This window comes from Acidovorax sp. GW835-FHT14G06 (genome assembly GCF_058793595.1).
On record NZ_JBXAGA010000002.1, the window covers coordinates 457,243 to 472,501 of the forward strand.

Consider the following 15,259-nt stretch of genomic DNA (forward strand, 5'->3'; position numbering starts at 1 on the left):
ATGTGGATATGCGGCTTTGGCTGCAAGCCCCTGCGAACGTAGTGCAGAATTGTCGCATGCGGTTTTGGCTGGCTTTGTTGCTGATGGGGTGTGCTGTTCCAGCGTGGGCAGCGCATGCGTATGCCTTGTGGGGCGAGCCGCGCTATCCGGCGGGTTTTGCGCATTTCGACTACGTCAACCCTGACGCCCCCAAGGGCGGCGAGTTGCGGCTGGTCAGCAACCTGCGCGTCTCCACCTTCGACAAGTACAACCCGTTCACCATCAAGGGCAACGCACCCGCCTACCTGTCGTCGCTGATGTTCGACTCGCTGCTGGTGGGCTCCATGGACGAGACCGCGACCGGCTATGGCCTGCTGGCCGAGGACGTAGAGGTCGCCCCCGATGGGCTGTCCGCCACCTTCCGGCTGCGGCCCGAGGCGCGCTTTCACAACGGCAAGCCGGTGCTGGCCCAGGACGTGAAGCACAGCTACGAAACGCTGGTGGGCCCCTTCACCTCACCTGCGTACAAGACCTTGCTGATCGAGGTGGCGGGCGTGGATGTGATCAACGACCGCACCGTGCGCTACCGCTTCAAGCAACCCAATCGCGAGCTTCCCATCACCGTGGGGGGCTTGCCGGTGTTCAGCCGCGACTGGGGCGTGGAAAACGGCAAGGCCAAGCCCTTTGACCAGGTGGTGATGGACATCCCCATTGGCAGCGGCCCCTACAAGATCGGGCCCGTGCGGTTTGGCAAGGACATCACCTATGTGCGCGACCCGCAGTACTGGGCACGCGATCTCAATGTGCGCAAGGGTACGGCCAACTTCGACCGCATCCTCGTCAAGATTTACAAGGACAACACCGCGCGGCTGGAAGCCTTGAAGGCGGGCGAGTTTGACCTCATGCGGTTCTTCAGCGCGGGCGATTGGGCCCGCCGCGTCACGGGCAAGAAGTTCGACACCGGCGAGCTGGTCAAGGGCGAGTTCAAGCACAAGCTGCCGTCGGGCTTTCAGAGCTACGTGCTCAACACCCGCCGCCCGCTGCTGCAGGATGCGCGCGTGCGCGAGGCCCTGGGCCTGGCGATGGACTATGAGTGGATGAACCGCCAGATGTTCTACGGCGCCTACCAGCGCGTGAACGGCCTGTTTGGCAACACCGCGTGCGAAACCAAAGGCAGCCCGTCGCCCGAGGAGCTCGCGCTGATGGAGCCCTACCGCAAAGACATTCCCGTAACCGCCTTTGGCCCCATGACCGTGCCCCCACGCACCGATGGCGATTCGTCATTGCGTGCCAACCTGCGCCGCGCGCAGGCCCTGCTCAAACAGGCGGGCTGGGAGGTGCGCGATGGCGCCCTGCGCAACGCGAAGGGCGAGGCCATGGTGCTGGAATACATGGACAGCAACGAAGTTGGAGTGCGCACCATCACCCCCTGGATGCGCAACCTCGAAAAGATCGGTGTCACCTTGCGCTTCCGCTCCGTGGACTTTGCGCTGTACCAGCAGCGGCTGCAGAAGTTTGACTTCGACATCACCTCGATGGCCTTTCAGGGCACCCACAACCCGGGTCAGGAGTTTGCCGACATGTTCGGCAGCCAGGCGGCCGACGTGGAAGACTCCGGCAACTTTGCGGGCGTGAAGAACCCGGCGGTGGACGCCATGATCAAGGCCATGACCTCGGCCAAAACCGAAGCCCAGCTACTGCCCGCCTGCCACGCGCTGGAGCGCATCATTGCGCACAGCCACTACCTCATTCCGCAATGGACGGCGGCCACGCACCGCATGGCCTACAACGCCTGGCGCCTGGCCAAGCCCGCCGCAGTGCCGCCGTACTCCAGTGGCGAGGGGTGGGTGATTGACACCTGGTGGGCGCGCATACCGCCACAGACCGCGCCCGACCAAAAATAACCACCCGCCAGCCCACCCATGTTTGCCTACATCCTCAAACGTGTCTTGCTCATGCTGCCCACGCTGCTGGGCGTGCTCTTGCTGACCTTTGTGGTGATCCAGTTTGTGCCAGGCGGCCCCGTGGAGCAGTACATGGCCGAAGCCAAGGCCAGTGTGGGCGGCGGCGGTGCCGAAGGCGGCGGCCTGAGCTACCGGGGCGCGCAGGGCGTGGACCCCAAGCGGCTGGAGCAGATCAAGGCCCTGTACGGCTTTGACAAGCCTGCACATGAACGTTTTTTTCAGATGCTGGGCCAGTTCGCGCGCTTTGATCTGGGCAAGAGCTTCTTTCAGAACAAGGACGTGTGGCAACTGGTGGTCGAGAAGCTCCCGGTCTCTATCAGCCTCGGCCTGTGGACCTTCTTCATCAGCTACCTCGTCGCCGTGCCCCTGGGCGTGGCCAAGGCGGTGCGGGCCGGGTCGCGGTTTGACCTGGTGACTACGCTGCTCATCCTGCTGGGCTACGCCATTCCGGGCTTTGTGCTGGGTGTGGCGTTGCTGGTCATCTTTGGAGGGCAGCTGCAGTGGTTTCCGCTGCGGGGGCTCACGTCGGCCAACTGGGACGAGCTGTCCTGGGGGGCGCGCATCGTGGACTATCTGTGGCACATCACGCTGCCGGTGATCGCCATGGTGCTGGGCAGCTTTGCCGTGACGGCCATGCTGACCAAGAACGCGTTCCTCGAAGAGATCCGCAAGCAGTACGTGCTGACCGCCCGCGCCAAGGGCCTGAGCGAGCGGCAGGTGCTGTGGAAGCATGTGTTCCGCAATGCGCTCATCCCCATCATCACCGGGTTCCCCGCTGCCTTCATCGGTGCGTTCTTTGCGGGCTCGCTGCTCATCGAAACCCTGTTCTCGCTCGACGGCCTGGGTCTGCTCAGCTACGAGAGCGTGATCCGCCGCGACTACCCCGTGGTGCTGGGCACACTGTATTTGTTCACGCTCATCGGGCTGGTCACCAAGCTCATCAGCGACCTTTGTTATGTGTGGGTGGACCCGCGCGTGAAGTTTGACTAGCCCGAACGAACCCATGGCCCTGATGAGTTCTGCTCCCGCATCGCCTTCGCTCTCGCCCTCCCGCCGCGCGTGGCTGCGCTTCAAGCGCAATCGCCTGGGGTACTGGAGCCTGCTGATCTTCTGCGCCCTGGTGCTGGTGAGCCTGTGCGCCGAGCTGGTCAGCAACGACAAGCCTCTTATCGTGCGCTACGAGGGGCAAACCTACTTCCCTATGCTCAAGGACTACCCCGAAAAGACCTTCGGCGGAGACTTCGAGACACCGACCGACTACCTGGACCCCTTCATCAAGGAGCGCCTCTCCGCAGGCAGCAACTGGGCGCTGTACACCTTGAACCCCTACGGCCCCAACACGCTCAATTACTTTGCCAAGTCGCCCAACCCCTCGGCGCCTACGGCCGACAACTGGCTGGGCACGGACGACCGGGGGCGCGACCTGCTAGCGCAGCTGCTGTACGGATTCCGTGTGAGCGTGCTGTTTGGTCTGGCGCTCACCATCACGGGCGTGCTGCTGGGTATGCTCACCGGTGCCATTCAGGGGTTCTTCGGCGGCAAGACTGACCTGGCGTTCCAGCGCTTCATCGAAATCTGGGGCTCCATGCCCGAGCTGTATCTGCTCATCATCTTCAGCGCGGTGTTTGCGCCCAGCATTGCCCTGCTGCTCATTTTGCTGAGCCTGTTTGGCTGGATGGGGCTGTCGGACTATGTGCGGGCCGAGTTCCTGCGCAACCGCCAGCTTGACTATGTGAAGGCGGCGCGCGCCCTGGGGGTGAGCAATGCCCAGATCATCTGGCGCCACATCCTGCCCAACAGCCTGACGCCCGTGGTCACGTTCTTGCCCTTCCGCATGAGCGGGGCCATCCTGGCGCTCACATCGCTGGATTTTCTGGGCCTGGGTGTGCCGCCCGGCACGCCCTCGCTGGGCGAATTGCTCAGCCAGGGCAAGAACAGCATTGATGCGTGGTGGATATCGTTGTCCACTTTCGGCGTGCTGGTGGTCACTTTGTTGTTGCTGACCTTCATGGGGGACGCGCTGCGCGATGCCCTCGACCCGCGAAAGGCAGACCAATGACGTCCTCCACGCTCGGCACTGGCGTGTCCTCGCTGCCCCCCGAGGGGGCTCTCGCTGCCTTGGGGCGGCCCGGCGGCGGCTCGGCTGCAGGTCCGTCGCTGTTGAGCGTCCACGACCTGCATGTGCGCTTCGGCTCCAAAGAGGTGGTGCGCGGCGTCAACTTCACGTTGGCTGCGGGCGAAAAACTGGCACTGGTGGGCGAGTCCGGCTCGGGCAAGACCATCACGGCGTTGAGCCTGCTGCGGTTGGCGGGCAATGCCGCCATCACCGGCCAGGCCCTGCTGCAAGGGCGGGGCGACCTGCTGGCGATGACCGAGCGCGAGATGCGTGGTGTGCGTGGTGGCGACATCGCCATGGTGTTCCAGGAGCCCATGACCGCGCTCAACCCGCTGATGACGATAGGCCAGCAGATCGCCGAAATCCTCCTGCTCAAGAAGGGACTCACCGGCGCCCAGTGCGCGCAAGCCGCCATCGAGCTGCTGGCGCAGACCGGTATCCCCGAGCCCGCGCGCCGCGCCAACAGCTTTCCACACCAGCTCTCGGGCGGCCAGCGCCAGCGCGCCATGATCGCCATGGCCCTGGCCAGCAGCCCCAAGCTCTTGCTGGCGGACGAGCCCACCACTGCGCTCGACGTGACCTTGCGCGGCCAGATCCTGGACCTGCTGAGCGACCTGCAACGCCAGACCGGCATGGCAGTGCTGCTGATTACGCACGACCTTAACCTGGTGCGCCGCTTTGCCGATCGCGTGGCTGTGATGGAGCAGGGTGTGCTGGTAGAGCAAGGCCCGGTGGCCGACGTGTTCGGCGCGCCCCAGCATGCCTACACCCGCCGTTTGATCGCCAGCCAGCCGCGCCGCGATGTGGTGGAGGCAGACCCGCCTGCAGGCACTGCGCCGGTGGTGCTGACGCAGGACCTGCGCGTGGTCTACCCCACGCCACTGCCGGGCATCCAGGGCTGGTTCAAGAAAGGCGAGTTTGTGGCCGTGCAGGGCGCCACGCTGCAACTGCTGCCGGGGCAGACGCTGGGGGTGGTGGGCGAATCCGGCTCGGGCAAGTCCACGCTGGCGCAGGCTATCCTGGGACTGCTGCCATACGCGGGGGAGTTGCAGGTGGGAGGGCAGGCGTGGCAACAGCCCGCCACGCGCAACACACCCGCCAACCAGCAGCTGCGCCGCCGGGTGCAGGTGGTGTTTCAAGACCCGTTCTCATCGCTGTCACCGCGCCTTACTGTCGAAGAGATCGTGGGCGAGGGCCTGAAGGTGCACGAGCCCACACTGACCGTGGCCCAGCGCCGCGTGCGCGTCGAGGCCGCGCTGGACGAGGTGGGCCTGGCCGAGACCCAGTACCCGCGCCTTCTTGAGCGCTACCCCCATGAATTTTCGGGCGGCCAGCGCCAGCGCCTGGCCATTGCGCGTGCCCTCATCGTGCAGCCGCAGGTGCTGGTGCTGGACGAACCCACCAGCGCCCTCGATGTGACCATCCAGCAGCAGGTGCTGGGCCTGCTGCAGCGCCTGCAAAAAGAAAAGGGCCTGAGCTACCTGCTCATCACCCACGACGTAGACGTGATCCGCGCCATGGCCCACGATGTGGTGGTGATGAAGGACGGCGCGGTGCTAGAAAGTGGCAGCGTGGCCGATGTCCTGGATGCCCCCCAGCACCCGTACACCCAGCGTCTGGTAGCTGCCGCCACAGTGCCTGGTGGGTGAGTTTCAGGCCAAATCTGCCGCAGGCGATAGTGCAACATGCACCGGTTGCTATCAATTTTGATTATCTGGTGCCGTCGGCGCCGAGCTGTTGACTGGGCGCCGCAAGCCTTCAGGCCCCGCCGCGCTGTCATCAGGTCCTGACCGCCACCCGGCGCGCATGTTGCTCTGCGCCAGGCTGCGCCCAGACGATCTTGCTCACATCCACCCCCAGGGCCTTCGCGCGCTCCATCAGGTGTTCGCGCACATGCCAGGGCAGGGTGGGGGTGCGTGACAGTACCCACAGGTAGTCGGTGCTGGATCCCACCACCATGGCCCACTGGTAGTTCTCGTCCAGCGCCACCACGTTGTAGCCGCCATAGAACGGGCCGAAGAACGACACCTTGAGGGCTGCGCGGTCGGGGCTGCCCACAAACTCCGCCCGGCCTTCGGCCTCTCTCCACTGCTTGCGCACCGGGTCGTACCCTCGGTTGACCACCTTGATGGTGTTGTCCGCATTGCGGCTATACGTGGCACTGGCCTGGGTCAGTCCCCGCTCAAACGAGTTTTCAATGCGCGCCAGCTCGTGCCAGTGCCCTGCATACCGGTCCACCTCAAAGCCCGTGACGGGTTGCACGCCATCCGGTGTGCGTGGCGTCGAGCACGCCGACAGCACCAGCACGCCCATCAACGCAGCCGCGCCCACGATGAGCGGCCAGGGGGAGCGGCGGGGCGCGGTGCGGATGGCTTGCATGGCGGGTTCTCCTGTGTGTGGGTTCTGGTGTTGGGGCCAGCGCGCTGGCTGTGCCCTTCTCCTCGCAACCGACTGTAGGGACCGTGGAATGCGCCCGGTGTAGGAAGGCGCTGGCGCCCGGTGTCGGCGGTGTGGCGGGTCTGGTGTCCCTGGCCGGTCGTTGTTGCCGTAGCGTGGGCGTTGAGCAGCCCGCGTGCCGCATGTCCTGTGCGTTGTCACCCATGTGTGCATGCAGCCTGCCCCGTGCGGGGTTAGAGTGCTGCAGGGCAACGGCAGTGGGGCCTCTCCACCATCCCGCGTTTGGCTGCTCTGTCATCAAGGAGGTCCCGTGAGCCAGCCCAGTTCTCCATCCTTTTCTTCACTCCCAGCAGCCTTGGCACAGGCGCAGCAACACAGTCTTGCTGCCAGCGACCCGGCCACACGCAGCTACCAGCAGGCGCGGCGCAACGGCCCGCCGGGTGCGTGGAGCTGTGGCTTGCACCTGGGGCCTCGCCAGGTGCTCTGGGCTGCTGGGGCAGATACCCCCATGCCTTCTGTGCGGCTGAGTCTGCCGCTGGGTGGCGAGCGCATTGCACGCCAGTTTTTCCGCCATGCCGTGCCCACTCCTCTGGAACTGGAAAACGCCATCGCGGTGGTGGAGGATGAAGTCCATGTGGCCCACCAGCAACTGCAAGGCTTGCTGCCGGGCGGGCAGGTGTGGACCCCATGGTCTGCAGATGCGGCGTTGCATGACCTGGCCACCTTGGCGGGCGTGCCGCCGGGGGCCCAGCGCGTGCTGACGCTGGAGGCCATGGAGCGTCTCTTCAACCGCCTGGCCGCTGTGGCCGAGGGGCGCCCCGCAGCACACGAAGGCCTGCCGGAGGATCCTGTCTTTGCGGGCACGCTGCTGGTGTTGCGCGAGCTGATGCACCACCTGCCGTTTGCCACGCTGACCTTGGTGAACAGGCCCTAGTCGCTATCCAGAACTGCGTGAGGCTGCATGCTCCGTGGCATGTCCTCGCGCAGTGCCACAGCACTAAGCAAAGGTATCGACCGACTCTCCCAACCCAGGCAGGCTCTGCGGCTTGTTCACCGGGGTGGATCGTGGCTGCTGGCTGGCCTTGGCCTGTTGCTGTGCCTGGGCCCGGTCCATCTGCTCTTGCTGCATCTGGCGCTGGATGGCGGCTATCTGTTGCTGCACCATCTGGATCTGGGCCTGCAGCAGTTTGACCTTCTCCTGCTTGGCCTTGGCCTCCATGTCCTGTCCCGCAACGTTGCGCAGTTCGTCTGTCAGTTCGCGCATCCGTTTTTGCAGCTTGTTGATGTTGCTGGCTGCACTGGCGCTGGACGCTGTGCCCGTCGATGGGGTTGCACTTGAGATCTGCATGTCGGGTTATCGGCACATCCGCAGAAATCTCAAGCCGTGGCTCCAGTCCGCGCGATGTCTTCCGGCCTGCTGGCCTTCATGCACGCGGCAGTGCTGAGAACCACTCCCGCAGGAAGTCCGTCAGCGCGCGCATCTTGGCCGACAGATCGCTGCGTGTGGGGTAGACCAGCGTCACGTCGGCCGCCGGCAGCGACCATGTTGGTAGCACGCGCAGCAAGCGGCCTGCGGAAAGGTGGACCGCCACGTCCCATTCGGATCGCATCAGCACGCCGTGGCCCTCCAGCGCTCAGGTGGTGGCGCCGGGCATTGCACCCTCTCCTGCAAAGGTGAGGGTCTTTTCTAACCAAAGTGGCCGGATGCGCTAGAGGAATATGCCTGAGTAGCTATCAAAAGCGTAGCGATTTCTGGCTGTCCAGCCACCCTCACCACGGCACCCCTGCAAACCGTTCCACCAAAAAATCCAGCAGCGCTCGCACTGCAGGTGACAAGTGCCTGCGTGACGGGTACAGCGCGTAGATCGTCATTGCCGGCAAGTCCCAGCCCGGCAGCACGGCCTGCAACTCGCCGCTGTGCAGATACGGGTTGACCAGATAGGTCGGCTGCATCGCAATGCCACCGCCCGCCAGCGCGGCGCGCATCAGCGTGGTGGCCTCGTTGGCGCTGAAATGGCCGCTCACGCCCACACGCTCCACCACATCGCCCTGCGTCAGCTGCCATACGCTTTTGCCAAAGTTGGCATAGCTCAGGCACCGGTGCTGCGCCAGGTCGGCAGGTTGCTGCGGCACGCCGTGCGCGGCCAGGTAGGCGGGGGAGGCCACCAGGGCCGAATCGCAGCGGGCCAGGGGCCGGCCGATGAGCAGCGGGTCGGGCTCGGCGCTGATGCGGATGGCCAGGTCGATGCGCTTTTCGACCAGGTTCAGCGATCCCTCGCTCGCGTCCAGGTCGATTTTGAGTTGCGGGTGTTGCGCCAGAAAGTCGGCAATCGCCGCACCCATCTGCGCAAACGCAAACGACACGCTGCAGGTCAGCCGCAGCTGCCCGCGCAGCGCGCCCTCGGTGGTGGTGGCGGTTTCTTCTTCCAGGTCTTGCGACAGCGCCAGCATCTGCTGGCAGCGGCGCAGCGCGTGTTCGCCCGCGTCGGTCAACGTCACGCTGCGGGTGGTGCGCTGCAGCAGGCGGGCCTGCAGCCACTGCTCCATCTCGCCCACATAGCGCGTGACCATGGCGCGTGACATGTCCAGCTTGTCGGCCGTGGCGCTGAAGCTGCCGCTGGTGGCGACTTCGGCAAACACATGCATGGCGGTCAGGCGGTCCATAGGTGGGTTATTTGATCGATTGGTGAAACAAATATGCGCGAATTATCGGGTTTATTGGATCGATTGGCGCAAATAAACTTCATTCCGTCATCTATCCAACCTCTCAAAACCCTGGAGAAACCACCATGTTCCGCACCACCCTCATCGCCGCCACCCTCGCCGTTGCCTTCACCGGCGCCCAGGCCGCCCAACCCCTGCAGGTCAAGGTCTACAACGCCGACGGCAACAGCTTCAACGTCAACTCCACGCTGGTCTGCGGCGAGAAGGAGGCCATGGTCATCGACGCAGGCTTTACCCGTGCCGACGCGCTGCGCATTGCCGCCAACGTGCTCGACACGGGCAAAGAGCTGAAAACCATCTACGTGAGTCAGGCCGACCCCGACTATTACTTTGGCGTGGAAACGCTGAAAGAAATCTTCCCCAAGGCCGACGTGGTGACCACCCCCGCCGTGCTGGAGAAGATCAACGCCAAGCTCGCCACCAAGCTCTCGTTCTGGGGCCCCAAGATGGGCGCCAATGCACCGCGCACGCCCGTGCTGCCCAAGGCCATCGCAGGCAACACGCTGAGCGTGGACGGCCAGGCGGTCGAGATCCGTGGCACCACCGGCCTGCTGGCGCACCGCCCGTATGCGTGGATCCCGTCCATCAAGGCCGTGGTCGGCACCATCGGCGTGTTTGGCACCAACACCCATGTGTGGACGGCCGACACGCAAACCGTGGCCGAGCGCAGCGCCTGGGTGGCCCAGCTCGACGAAATGGCCGCGTTGCAGCCCACGGTGGTGGTGCCCGGCCACATGCCCGCCGGTGGCGCGCTGGACGCTGCCAACATCAGCTACACCAAGGGCTACCTGCAAGCGTTTGAGAAGAACGCCGCCGCCACCCAAACCAGCGCCGAACTCATCGACGCGATGAAAAAGGCCTACCCCGCAGCGCCCATGGGCCTGTCGCTGGACATCGGCGCCAAGGTCAACAAGGGCGAGATGAAGTGGTGAGATGACGTGCTGAAAGCTGTCAAAGCAAGTTGTTGAAAGGAACCAGATCGTGACCACGCACCCGCTCCAACAAGTCCTGCAGCACCTGCACGCCGGGCGCTGGAACGCGGCGCACGATCTGGTGCAGCACGACGGCTCCATGCTCGCAGCGTGGCTGCACGGCATCCTGCACCTGCAGGAGGGCGACCTGGAAGACGCCGAAAACTGGTACGACCGCGCTGCCCGCCACTTCCGCAGCCGGGGCACGCTGGCCCAGGAGATTGCCGCCTTTAAAGCTGCGCTGGCAGCCGCCACATCCTCAGACTCTGAAGAAAGACCCTGACCCATGCCCTCCATGCAACCCACCACGGTCACCTACCTGTTCGACCCCCTGTGCGGCTGGTGCTATGCCGCCGCCCCGGTGCTGGCCCGCCTGCAAGCCACGCCCGGCGTACAGGTAGCGCTGGCGCCCACCGGCCTGTTTGCGGGTGCAGGCGCACGGCCCATGGACGCGCAATTTGCGGCCTACGCCTGGTCGAACGATCAGCGCATCGCGCAGCTCACCGGCCAGCCGTTCAGTCCGGCCTACCGCGACCAGGTGCTGGGCCAGCCGACCGGGCGTTTTGACTCGGGCCCCGCCACGCTGGCCCTCACCGCAGTGGCGCAGACCGAGCCCGCGCGCGAGCTGGAGGCACTGCACGCCTTTCAGCACGCACGGTATGTGGACGGGCTCGACACCACGGTGACCACGGTGCTGGCCGATGTGCTGGGCACCCTGGGCCTGCACGACGCTGCAACCCTGGTGCGCGAGCCCACCGATGCCCTGCGCGCTGCCATGCTGCAGCGCGTGGCCGCCGCCCGCGCCGACATGCAAGACCTGGGTGCGCAGGGCGTTCCGCAACTGGCGGTGGGCGACGCCGCCACCGGCCGCCGCCGCGTGCTGGGCAGCCAGGCCCTGCACGGCAACTTCGACGCGCTGCTGCAGCAGGTGGCGCAGGCCTGAGCGGCGCGGCTCGGGCTGCGCTGTTGCCCACACTGCAATTTGCAGCAAGGCCTGCGCCATGTCTTCAAGCCCTGTGGTCTGCCACGGGCACCCACACCACGGTGTGGTCCGCGCACTCCACATCGCCAGGCGGCTGCCACAAGTCACTGGCCAGCTCAAAGATGTGCGGCGGCACCACCATCGAAAACGTCTCCCCTTGCTCGGCATTGCGCCGCAACACACGCTCGCGCCGCACCTCGCGCGGCGCGTCCAGCACATACACCACCGTGGCATCGGCCCATGCCCCCATGCGAGCGTAGAAGGCAACGCGCTGTTGCTGCTGGATCAGGCCCACCTCCAGCACCACATCGCCACCTGCGTTCAGCACGGCCTCGGCCGTTTTCCAGATCTGCGCCAGGCAGCGCAGCGTGCGGGGCACGTACCAGGCCATCACATCGGCGTTGGGCTGGTCGGGCCGGTCGAGCGAAAACAGCGTGGCCATCCAGTCGTCCAGGTTCAGCGGAACGGTGCGGTGCTGCTGCACCAGCTGGCGTACAAAGGTGGACTTACCCGCACCCACTGGCCCAATGACCAGGTGGACGCGGGGGGCGGGGGCAACTGCTGCGGCGGCCGTGTGGGCGGAAGTGGTGTGCATCAAAAAGGACTCCAGAAATGCAAAAAGCCCTCTCTGCAAGCAGGGAGAGCTTTCAATGCAGCGGACAAAAAAAAGAAAAGCCCTCAACGGCGGTGGAGGGCTTTGCGGTTCGCTCTGACTCCAAGGCCAGATGCGCCTGGGCAGTGTAGGCGGCGGGTACGGGCTGCGTCAATCTGTCGCCCGTCCTTTGCCTTTCACGCTTTTCAGGTACCAAACACCAGCGCCTGGTGCGCCCCCACGCCCGCCAGCACTCCTTCTGCAGATGCCAGCGTGGCGTTGTGCCGCATCTGCGTCGGGTCGCCAGCGGCATACACGCCGGGCACGGTGGTGATCTTGTTCGCGTCGGTGCGGACATAGGGGCCCATGGGGCCATCGTCTATCAAGCAGCACAGTGGCTCGGCCAGCGGGCTGGCGGTTCGATGGTGTGGACCCCGGCCAGCCCATGCTTCATCTCGCGGCGCAGCGGATGCAGGGCGCGGGCGTGCCGGCCGACAGTCGGTCAGGGGTAGCCGTCGGCCAGCTGAAACCGCTGGTCAAAGTTCATCTTGCCCAGCACGCGCAGCGCCGCGTTGCGTGTGGCGTTGTCCACCTTGCTGATGTCCAGGCTGTAGCGCTTGGCGGTGGACACCACGTCCACACATTTGTGGCCCCACTGCACCGCCACCAGCAGTGCGGGGCGCTGGCCAGCCTCGGCACCTACCGAGACGCCGCGTTGCTCGGGCCGCAGCATGAATTCGAGGTGGGGGGTGCGCACGAGGGTGAGGCGGTCGGCCCCTCGGGGGCCCAGCGCGAACGAGACAACCCAGTCGTCTTCGTCTTCCACCATCACAAACGGAACATGCTGGGGTGCGGCCATGGTGCTGGGCGTTGGGGTTGGAGGGCTGGGCGGGTGGTCCGCCGTGGAGCACTGCCCGGGGAACGGGCGGGCGCCAGTATGCCGCCGCAAGCGTTGCTCCTGCTGCGGGAGAACCCGAGGTTGGGCTTTTCCAACGCGGTGCGTGGGGTGTCAGCCTGATGCAAGGCTGGCGCAGTGCTTGGCGGGTGGCGCAAAGCGGTGGGGTTTTGCCAGGGGCTGTGCGCCGGTTTTTGGTGCCGGGGTTTTGATGAAAATCGGTCTATGCGCCAGACCGGTATGTCTGTTTAGCTATTGTTTTGATAGTTCTTTGGCAGTGCCGGGCTTTCCGTCGCGGCGGTCGCCAAGCTCTTGGCCAGTTGGCCCACGGTGCGCAGCGCTGGTTCCAGCCGCCCCTGCGCCGGATGCCCGTAGTTGATGCGCACGCAGTGCGCAAACCGCTGGTCGGCCGAGAAGATCTGCCCGGGCGCGAGGCTGATGCCCTGCTGCAGCGCCAGGCGGTGCAACTCCAGTGCGTTCACTTCAGGCGGTAGCTCCACCCACAAGAAGTACCCACCCTCAGGCCGCGATACGCGGGTGCCGGGTGGGAAGTGCTGGGCCACGGCTGCCAGGGCCATCGCCTGCTGCTCGGCCAGGCTGCGGCGCAGCTGGCGCAGGTGCCGGTCATAGCCGCCCTGGGCCAGGTATTCGGACAGCGCCTGCTGCGATGGCGTGGCGGCCGAGAGCGTGGTCATGAGCTTGAGCCGCTGCACCGCCGTGGCAAATCGGCCCGCCGCCACCCAGCCCACGCGGTAGCCGGGCGCCAGGCTTTTGCTGAACGAGCTGCAGTGCATCACCAGCCCTTCGGTATCAAACGCCTTGGCTGGGGGCGGGCGCTGGGGGCCAAAGTGCAGCTCGCCATACACGTCGTCTTCGATCAGCGGCACACCGTGGCGCGCCAGCAGGGCGACCAGCTCGCGCTTCTTGTCCTCGGGCATCAGGCTGCCCAGCGGGTTCTGAAAACTGGGCATGAGCCAGCAGGCCTTGATGGGTTGGCGGGGTGTTTGCCGCTCTAGTGCTTGCGCCAACGCCGCCAGGTCGATGCCATCGCGCGGGTGGGTGGCGATTTCCAGCGCCTGCAGGTTCAACCGCTCCAGGGCCTGCAGCGCGGCGTAGAAGGTGGGCGATTCGACCACCACCACGTCGCCCGGCTGGGTGACGGCCTCCAGGCAGAGGTTGAGCGCCTCCATGGCGCCGTTGGTGATGATGATTTCTTCCACATCCACTGCCATGCCGTGCACGCCGTAACGCAGGGCGATCTGCTGGCGCAGGCGTTCGTCGCCGGGCGGCAGGCTTTGCACGATGGTCCACGGGTCGAGCTTGCGCATGCCGCTGCCCAGGCAGCGCGCCAGGCGATCTAGCGGAAACAGCTCCAGCCCCGGAAAGGCCGAGCCCAGCGGCACCAGGTCGCGGTCGCGCGCCAGGCCCAGCACCTCGAACACCAGCTCGCTGATGGCCACGCCGGTGGAGGTGGCGGCGGGCTGCGAGGGCTGGGGCTCCGCTGGTCGAACCTCGGCCGTACCCGGCAGCCGGGCGCTGACGTAGTAGCCCGAGCGCGGGCGCGCATGGATCAGACCCTGGGCCTCCAGCAGGTAATACGCCTCGAACACGGTGGACGGGCTGATGCCCCGTGTGCGGCTGGCCTCGCGCACCGAGGGCACGCGGTCGCCAGGGCGCAAGGCGCCGCTGTGGATGAGCTGGGCAATGGCGTCGGCGTGGCGTTCGTAGCGCTTCATGGGCAGGGCAAGGTTGATGCAGGGCAAACTGATCTGTATTTTTAACTCGAAACTGAATCTGTACTGTTTTTGAGGGCGGGCGTAGAGTGGCGGACTGTGTGGGCGCACGCCTTGCGTGTTTGGCCGCTGTGGGCCACCCAACCGTTTCTTTCCCGGACAAAAAGATCCCCATGACCGATTGCTTGCGCAACTTGCTGCGCCCCGTTCTCAGCCTGCCTGCGGCCACTGCCCTGTTGGCGCTGGCATTGAGCGCTGGCGCTGTGGCCCAGACGGTGCCTGCCAGCACCACCCCTGCAACCCCGGTTGCCACCGCATCTGCTGCGGCCACGGTGCCCGCGTCGTCCATGTCTTCACGCGTGCTTGCTTGCACCGTGTGCCACGGCAAAGAGGGCCGGGCCACGCCCGACGGCTACTTTCCGCGCATTGCGGGCAAGCCGCCAGGCTATCTGGCCAACCAGTTGCTCAACTTTCGGGACGGGCGGCGCAGCTACCCGCAGATGGGCTACCTCATCGAGCACCTGACGGACGATTACCTGCGCGAGATGGCCGAGCACTTTGCCGCGCTCGACTTGCCGTACCCACCGCCGCCTGCACCACAAGCGCCCGCCGCCGCGCTGGAGCAGGGCCGCCAACTGGTGCAGCAGGGCGACGCGGCGCGCCGCATTCCCGCCTGTGTGGCCTGCCACGGTGCGGCCATGACGGGGGTGGCACCTTCCATCCCCGGCCTGCTGGGCCTGCCGCGCGACTACCTCAACAGCCAGCTGGGCGCCTGGAAGACCGGCCAGCGTCGCGCGCATGTGCCCGACTGCATGGCCGATATTGCCCGCCAGCTCACACCCGATGACGTGAGCGCTGTCTCGGCTTGGGTGGGCGCCCCACCCCCGGCCGCGGGCGGCCAAACAG

Annotated in this window: 17 protein-coding genes; 9 read left to right on the plus strand and 8 right to left on the minus strand. The window is 65.8% G+C overall.

The genetic code is table 11. From position 1 onward, the window contains the following. Positions 1 to 56 precede the first annotated feature (56 nt). The 4 genes from AC1Q64_RS04710 to AC1Q64_RS04725 are packed head-to-tail and all read left to right on the plus strand — an operon-like array spanning position 57 to position 5,708. Positions 57 to 1,883: an extracellular solute-binding protein gene (locus AC1Q64_RS04710; protein WP_492250626.1), complete on the plus strand. Its 1,827-nt coding sequence runs from the start codon at positions 57 to 59 to the stop codon at positions 1,881 to 1,883. 18 nt (positions 1,884 to 1,901) lie between these two features. Further along, the gene (locus AC1Q64_RS04715) at positions 1,902 to 2,933 is read left to right on the plus strand and encodes a microcin C ABC transporter permease YejB (protein ID WP_492250627.1); all 1,032 of its coding nucleotides are present in this window, start codon (positions 1,902 to 1,904) and stop codon (positions 2,931 to 2,933) included. 22 nt (positions 2,934 to 2,955) lie between these two features. Next, positions 2,956 to 4,002: an ABC transporter permease gene (locus AC1Q64_RS04720; RefSeq protein WP_492250628.1), complete on the plus strand. Its 1,047-nt coding sequence runs from the start codon at positions 2,956 to 2,958 to the stop codon at positions 4,000 to 4,002. Next, entirely contained in the window at positions 3,999 to 5,708 is a 1,710-nt protein-coding gene (locus tag AC1Q64_RS04725) for an ABC transporter ATP-binding protein (protein WP_492250629.1), read from the plus strand. The genes AC1Q64_RS04720 and AC1Q64_RS04725 overlap by 4 nt, the downstream gene beginning before the upstream one ends. A 130-nt stretch (positions 5,709 to 5,838) precedes the next feature. Here the strand turns inward: AC1Q64_RS04725 and AC1Q64_RS04730 are convergent, their stop codons facing one another. Next, positions 5,839 to 6,438 carry a lipocalin family protein gene (locus tag AC1Q64_RS04730; protein ID WP_492250630.1) on the minus strand — a complete coding sequence of 200 codons (600 nt, stop codon included), beginning with the start codon at positions 6,436 to 6,438 and terminating at the stop codon, positions 5,839 to 5,841. A 328-nt stretch (positions 6,439 to 6,766) separates the two neighbouring features. Here AC1Q64_RS04730 and AC1Q64_RS04735 point away from each other — a divergent pair, with 328 nt between their 5' ends. Next, positions 6,767 to 7,390, plus strand: a complete 624-nt coding sequence (locus AC1Q64_RS04735; protein WP_492250631.1) for a hypothetical protein — start codon at positions 6,767 to 6,769, stop codon at positions 7,388 to 7,390. Positions 7,391 to 7,453: 63 nt separating this feature from the next. Here the strand turns inward: AC1Q64_RS04735 and AC1Q64_RS04740 are convergent, their stop codons facing one another. The 3 genes from AC1Q64_RS04740 to AC1Q64_RS04750 all read right to left on the minus strand — a co-directional run bounded on the left by AC1Q64_RS04740 (position 7,454) and on the right by AC1Q64_RS04750 (position 9,120). After that, positions 7,454 to 7,804, minus strand: a complete 351-nt coding sequence (locus AC1Q64_RS04740) for a FlxA-like family protein (RefSeq protein ID WP_291434864.1) — start codon at positions 7,802 to 7,804, stop codon at positions 7,454 to 7,456. Positions 7,805 to 7,880: 76 nt separating this feature from the next. After that, the gene (locus tag AC1Q64_RS04745; RefSeq protein WP_492250687.1) at positions 7,881 to 8,087 is read right to left on the minus strand and encodes a LysR substrate-binding domain-containing protein; all 207 of its coding nucleotides are present in this window, start codon (positions 8,085 to 8,087) and stop codon (positions 7,881 to 7,883) included. Between the two features lie 139 nt (positions 8,088 to 8,226). After that, positions 8,227 to 9,120 (minus strand): LysR family transcriptional regulator, encoded by an 894-nt coding sequence (locus AC1Q64_RS04750; RefSeq protein ID WP_492250632.1) that lies wholly within the window; start codon positions 9,118 to 9,120, stop codon positions 8,227 to 8,229. 125 nt (positions 9,121 to 9,245) lie between these two features. On the opposite strand from AC1Q64_RS04750, the gene AC1Q64_RS04755 reads away from it, so the two are divergent. The 3 genes from AC1Q64_RS04755 to AC1Q64_RS04765 are packed head-to-tail and all read left to right on the plus strand — an operon-like array spanning position 9,246 to position 11,094. Beyond that, positions 9,246 to 10,112 (plus strand): MBL fold metallo-hydrolase, encoded by an 867-nt coding sequence (locus tag AC1Q64_RS04755; RefSeq protein ID WP_492250633.1) that lies wholly within the window; start codon positions 9,246 to 9,248, stop codon positions 10,110 to 10,112. A 49-nt stretch (positions 10,113 to 10,161) separates the two neighbouring features. Further along, entirely contained in the window at positions 10,162 to 10,434 is a 273-nt protein-coding gene (locus tag AC1Q64_RS04760) for a hypothetical protein (protein WP_492250634.1), read from the plus strand. A 3-nt stretch (positions 10,435 to 10,437) separates the two neighbouring features. Beyond that, positions 10,438 to 11,094 (plus strand): DsbA family protein, encoded by a 657-nt coding sequence (locus AC1Q64_RS04765; protein WP_492250635.1) that lies wholly within the window; start codon positions 10,438 to 10,440, stop codon positions 11,092 to 11,094. A gap of 64 nt (positions 11,095 to 11,158) precedes the next feature. On the opposite strand, the gene AC1Q64_RS04770 is transcribed toward AC1Q64_RS04765, so the two are convergent. The 4 genes from AC1Q64_RS04770 to AC1Q64_RS04785 all read right to left on the minus strand — a co-directional run bounded on the left by AC1Q64_RS04770 (position 11,159) and on the right by AC1Q64_RS04785 (position 14,356). After that, entirely contained in the window at positions 11,159 to 11,728 is a 570-nt protein-coding gene (locus tag AC1Q64_RS04770) for an ATP-binding protein (protein ID WP_492250636.1), read from the minus strand. A 203-nt stretch (positions 11,729 to 11,931) separates the two neighbouring features. Continuing rightward, on the minus strand, positions 11,932 to 12,093 hold the full coding sequence (locus AC1Q64_RS04775) for a hypothetical protein (RefSeq protein ID WP_366827738.1): 162 nt from the start codon (positions 12,091 to 12,093) through the stop codon (positions 11,932 to 11,934). Between the two features lie 134 nt (positions 12,094 to 12,227). After that, the gene (locus tag AC1Q64_RS04780) at positions 12,228 to 12,584 is read right to left on the minus strand and encodes a hypothetical protein (protein WP_291434853.1); all 357 of its coding nucleotides are present in this window, start codon (positions 12,582 to 12,584) and stop codon (positions 12,228 to 12,230) included. Between the two features lie 284 nt (positions 12,585 to 12,868). Then, complete coding sequence (locus tag AC1Q64_RS04785; RefSeq protein WP_492250637.1) at positions 12,869 to 14,356, minus strand: aminotransferase-like domain-containing protein; 1,488 nt, start codon at positions 14,354 to 14,356, stop codon at positions 12,869 to 12,871. A gap of 170 nt (positions 14,357 to 14,526) precedes the next feature. On the opposite strand from AC1Q64_RS04785, the gene AC1Q64_RS04790 reads away from it, so the two are divergent. Further along, the coding region (locus tag AC1Q64_RS04790) for a c-type cytochrome (RefSeq protein ID WP_492250638.1) at positions 14,527 to 15,259 on the plus strand (733 nt) is incomplete at its 3' end.

What these genes read in the sequence shown, in the direction of transcription:
- AC1Q64_RS04710 (WP_492250626.1), top strand. Translation starts at nt 57, where the DNA reads ATGCGGTTTTGGCTGGCTTTGTTGCTGATGGGGTGTGCTGTTCCAGCG.
- AC1Q64_RS04715 (WP_492250627.1), top strand. Translation starts at nt 1,902, where the DNA reads ATGTTTGCCTACATCCTCAAACGTGTCTTGCTCATGCTGCCCACGCTG.
- AC1Q64_RS04720 (WP_492250628.1), top strand. Translation starts at nt 2,956, where the DNA reads ATGAGTTCTGCTCCCGCATCGCCTTCGCTCTCGCCCTCCCGCCGCGCG.
- AC1Q64_RS04725 (WP_492250629.1), top strand. Translation starts at nt 3,999, where the DNA reads ATGACGTCCTCCACGCTCGGCACTGGCGTGTCCTCGCTGCCCCCCGAG.
- AC1Q64_RS04730 (WP_492250630.1), bottom strand. Translation starts at nt 6,438, where the DNA reads ATGCAAGCCATCCGCACCGCGCCCCGCCGCTCCCCCTGGCCGCTCATC.
- AC1Q64_RS04740 (WP_291434864.1), bottom strand. Translation starts at nt 7,804, where the DNA reads ATGCAGATCTCAAGTGCAACCCCATCGACGGGCACAGCGTCCAGCGCC.
- AC1Q64_RS04750 (WP_492250632.1), bottom strand. Translation starts at nt 9,120, where the DNA reads ATGGACCGCCTGACCGCCATGCATGTGTTTGCCGAAGTCGCCACCAGC.
- AC1Q64_RS04755 (WP_492250633.1), top strand. Translation starts at nt 9,246, where the DNA reads ATGTTCCGCACCACCCTCATCGCCGCCACCCTCGCCGTTGCCTTCACC.
- AC1Q64_RS04765 (WP_492250635.1), top strand. Translation starts at nt 10,438, where the DNA reads ATGCCCTCCATGCAACCCACCACGGTCACCTACCTGTTCGACCCCCTG.
- AC1Q64_RS04770 (WP_492250636.1), bottom strand. Translation starts at nt 11,728, where the DNA reads ATGCACACCACTTCCGCCCACACGGCCGCCGCAGCAGTTGCCCCCGCC.
- AC1Q64_RS04775 (WP_366827738.1), bottom strand. Translation starts at nt 12,093, where the DNA reads ATGGGCCCCTATGTCCGCACCGACGCGAACAAGATCACCACCGTGCCC.
- AC1Q64_RS04780 (WP_291434853.1), bottom strand. Translation starts at nt 12,584, where the DNA reads ATGGCCGCACCCCAGCATGTTCCGTTTGTGATGGTGGAAGACGAAGAC.
- AC1Q64_RS04785 (WP_492250637.1), bottom strand. Translation starts at nt 14,356, where the DNA reads ATGAAGCGCTACGAACGCCACGCCGACGCCATTGCCCAGCTCATCCAC.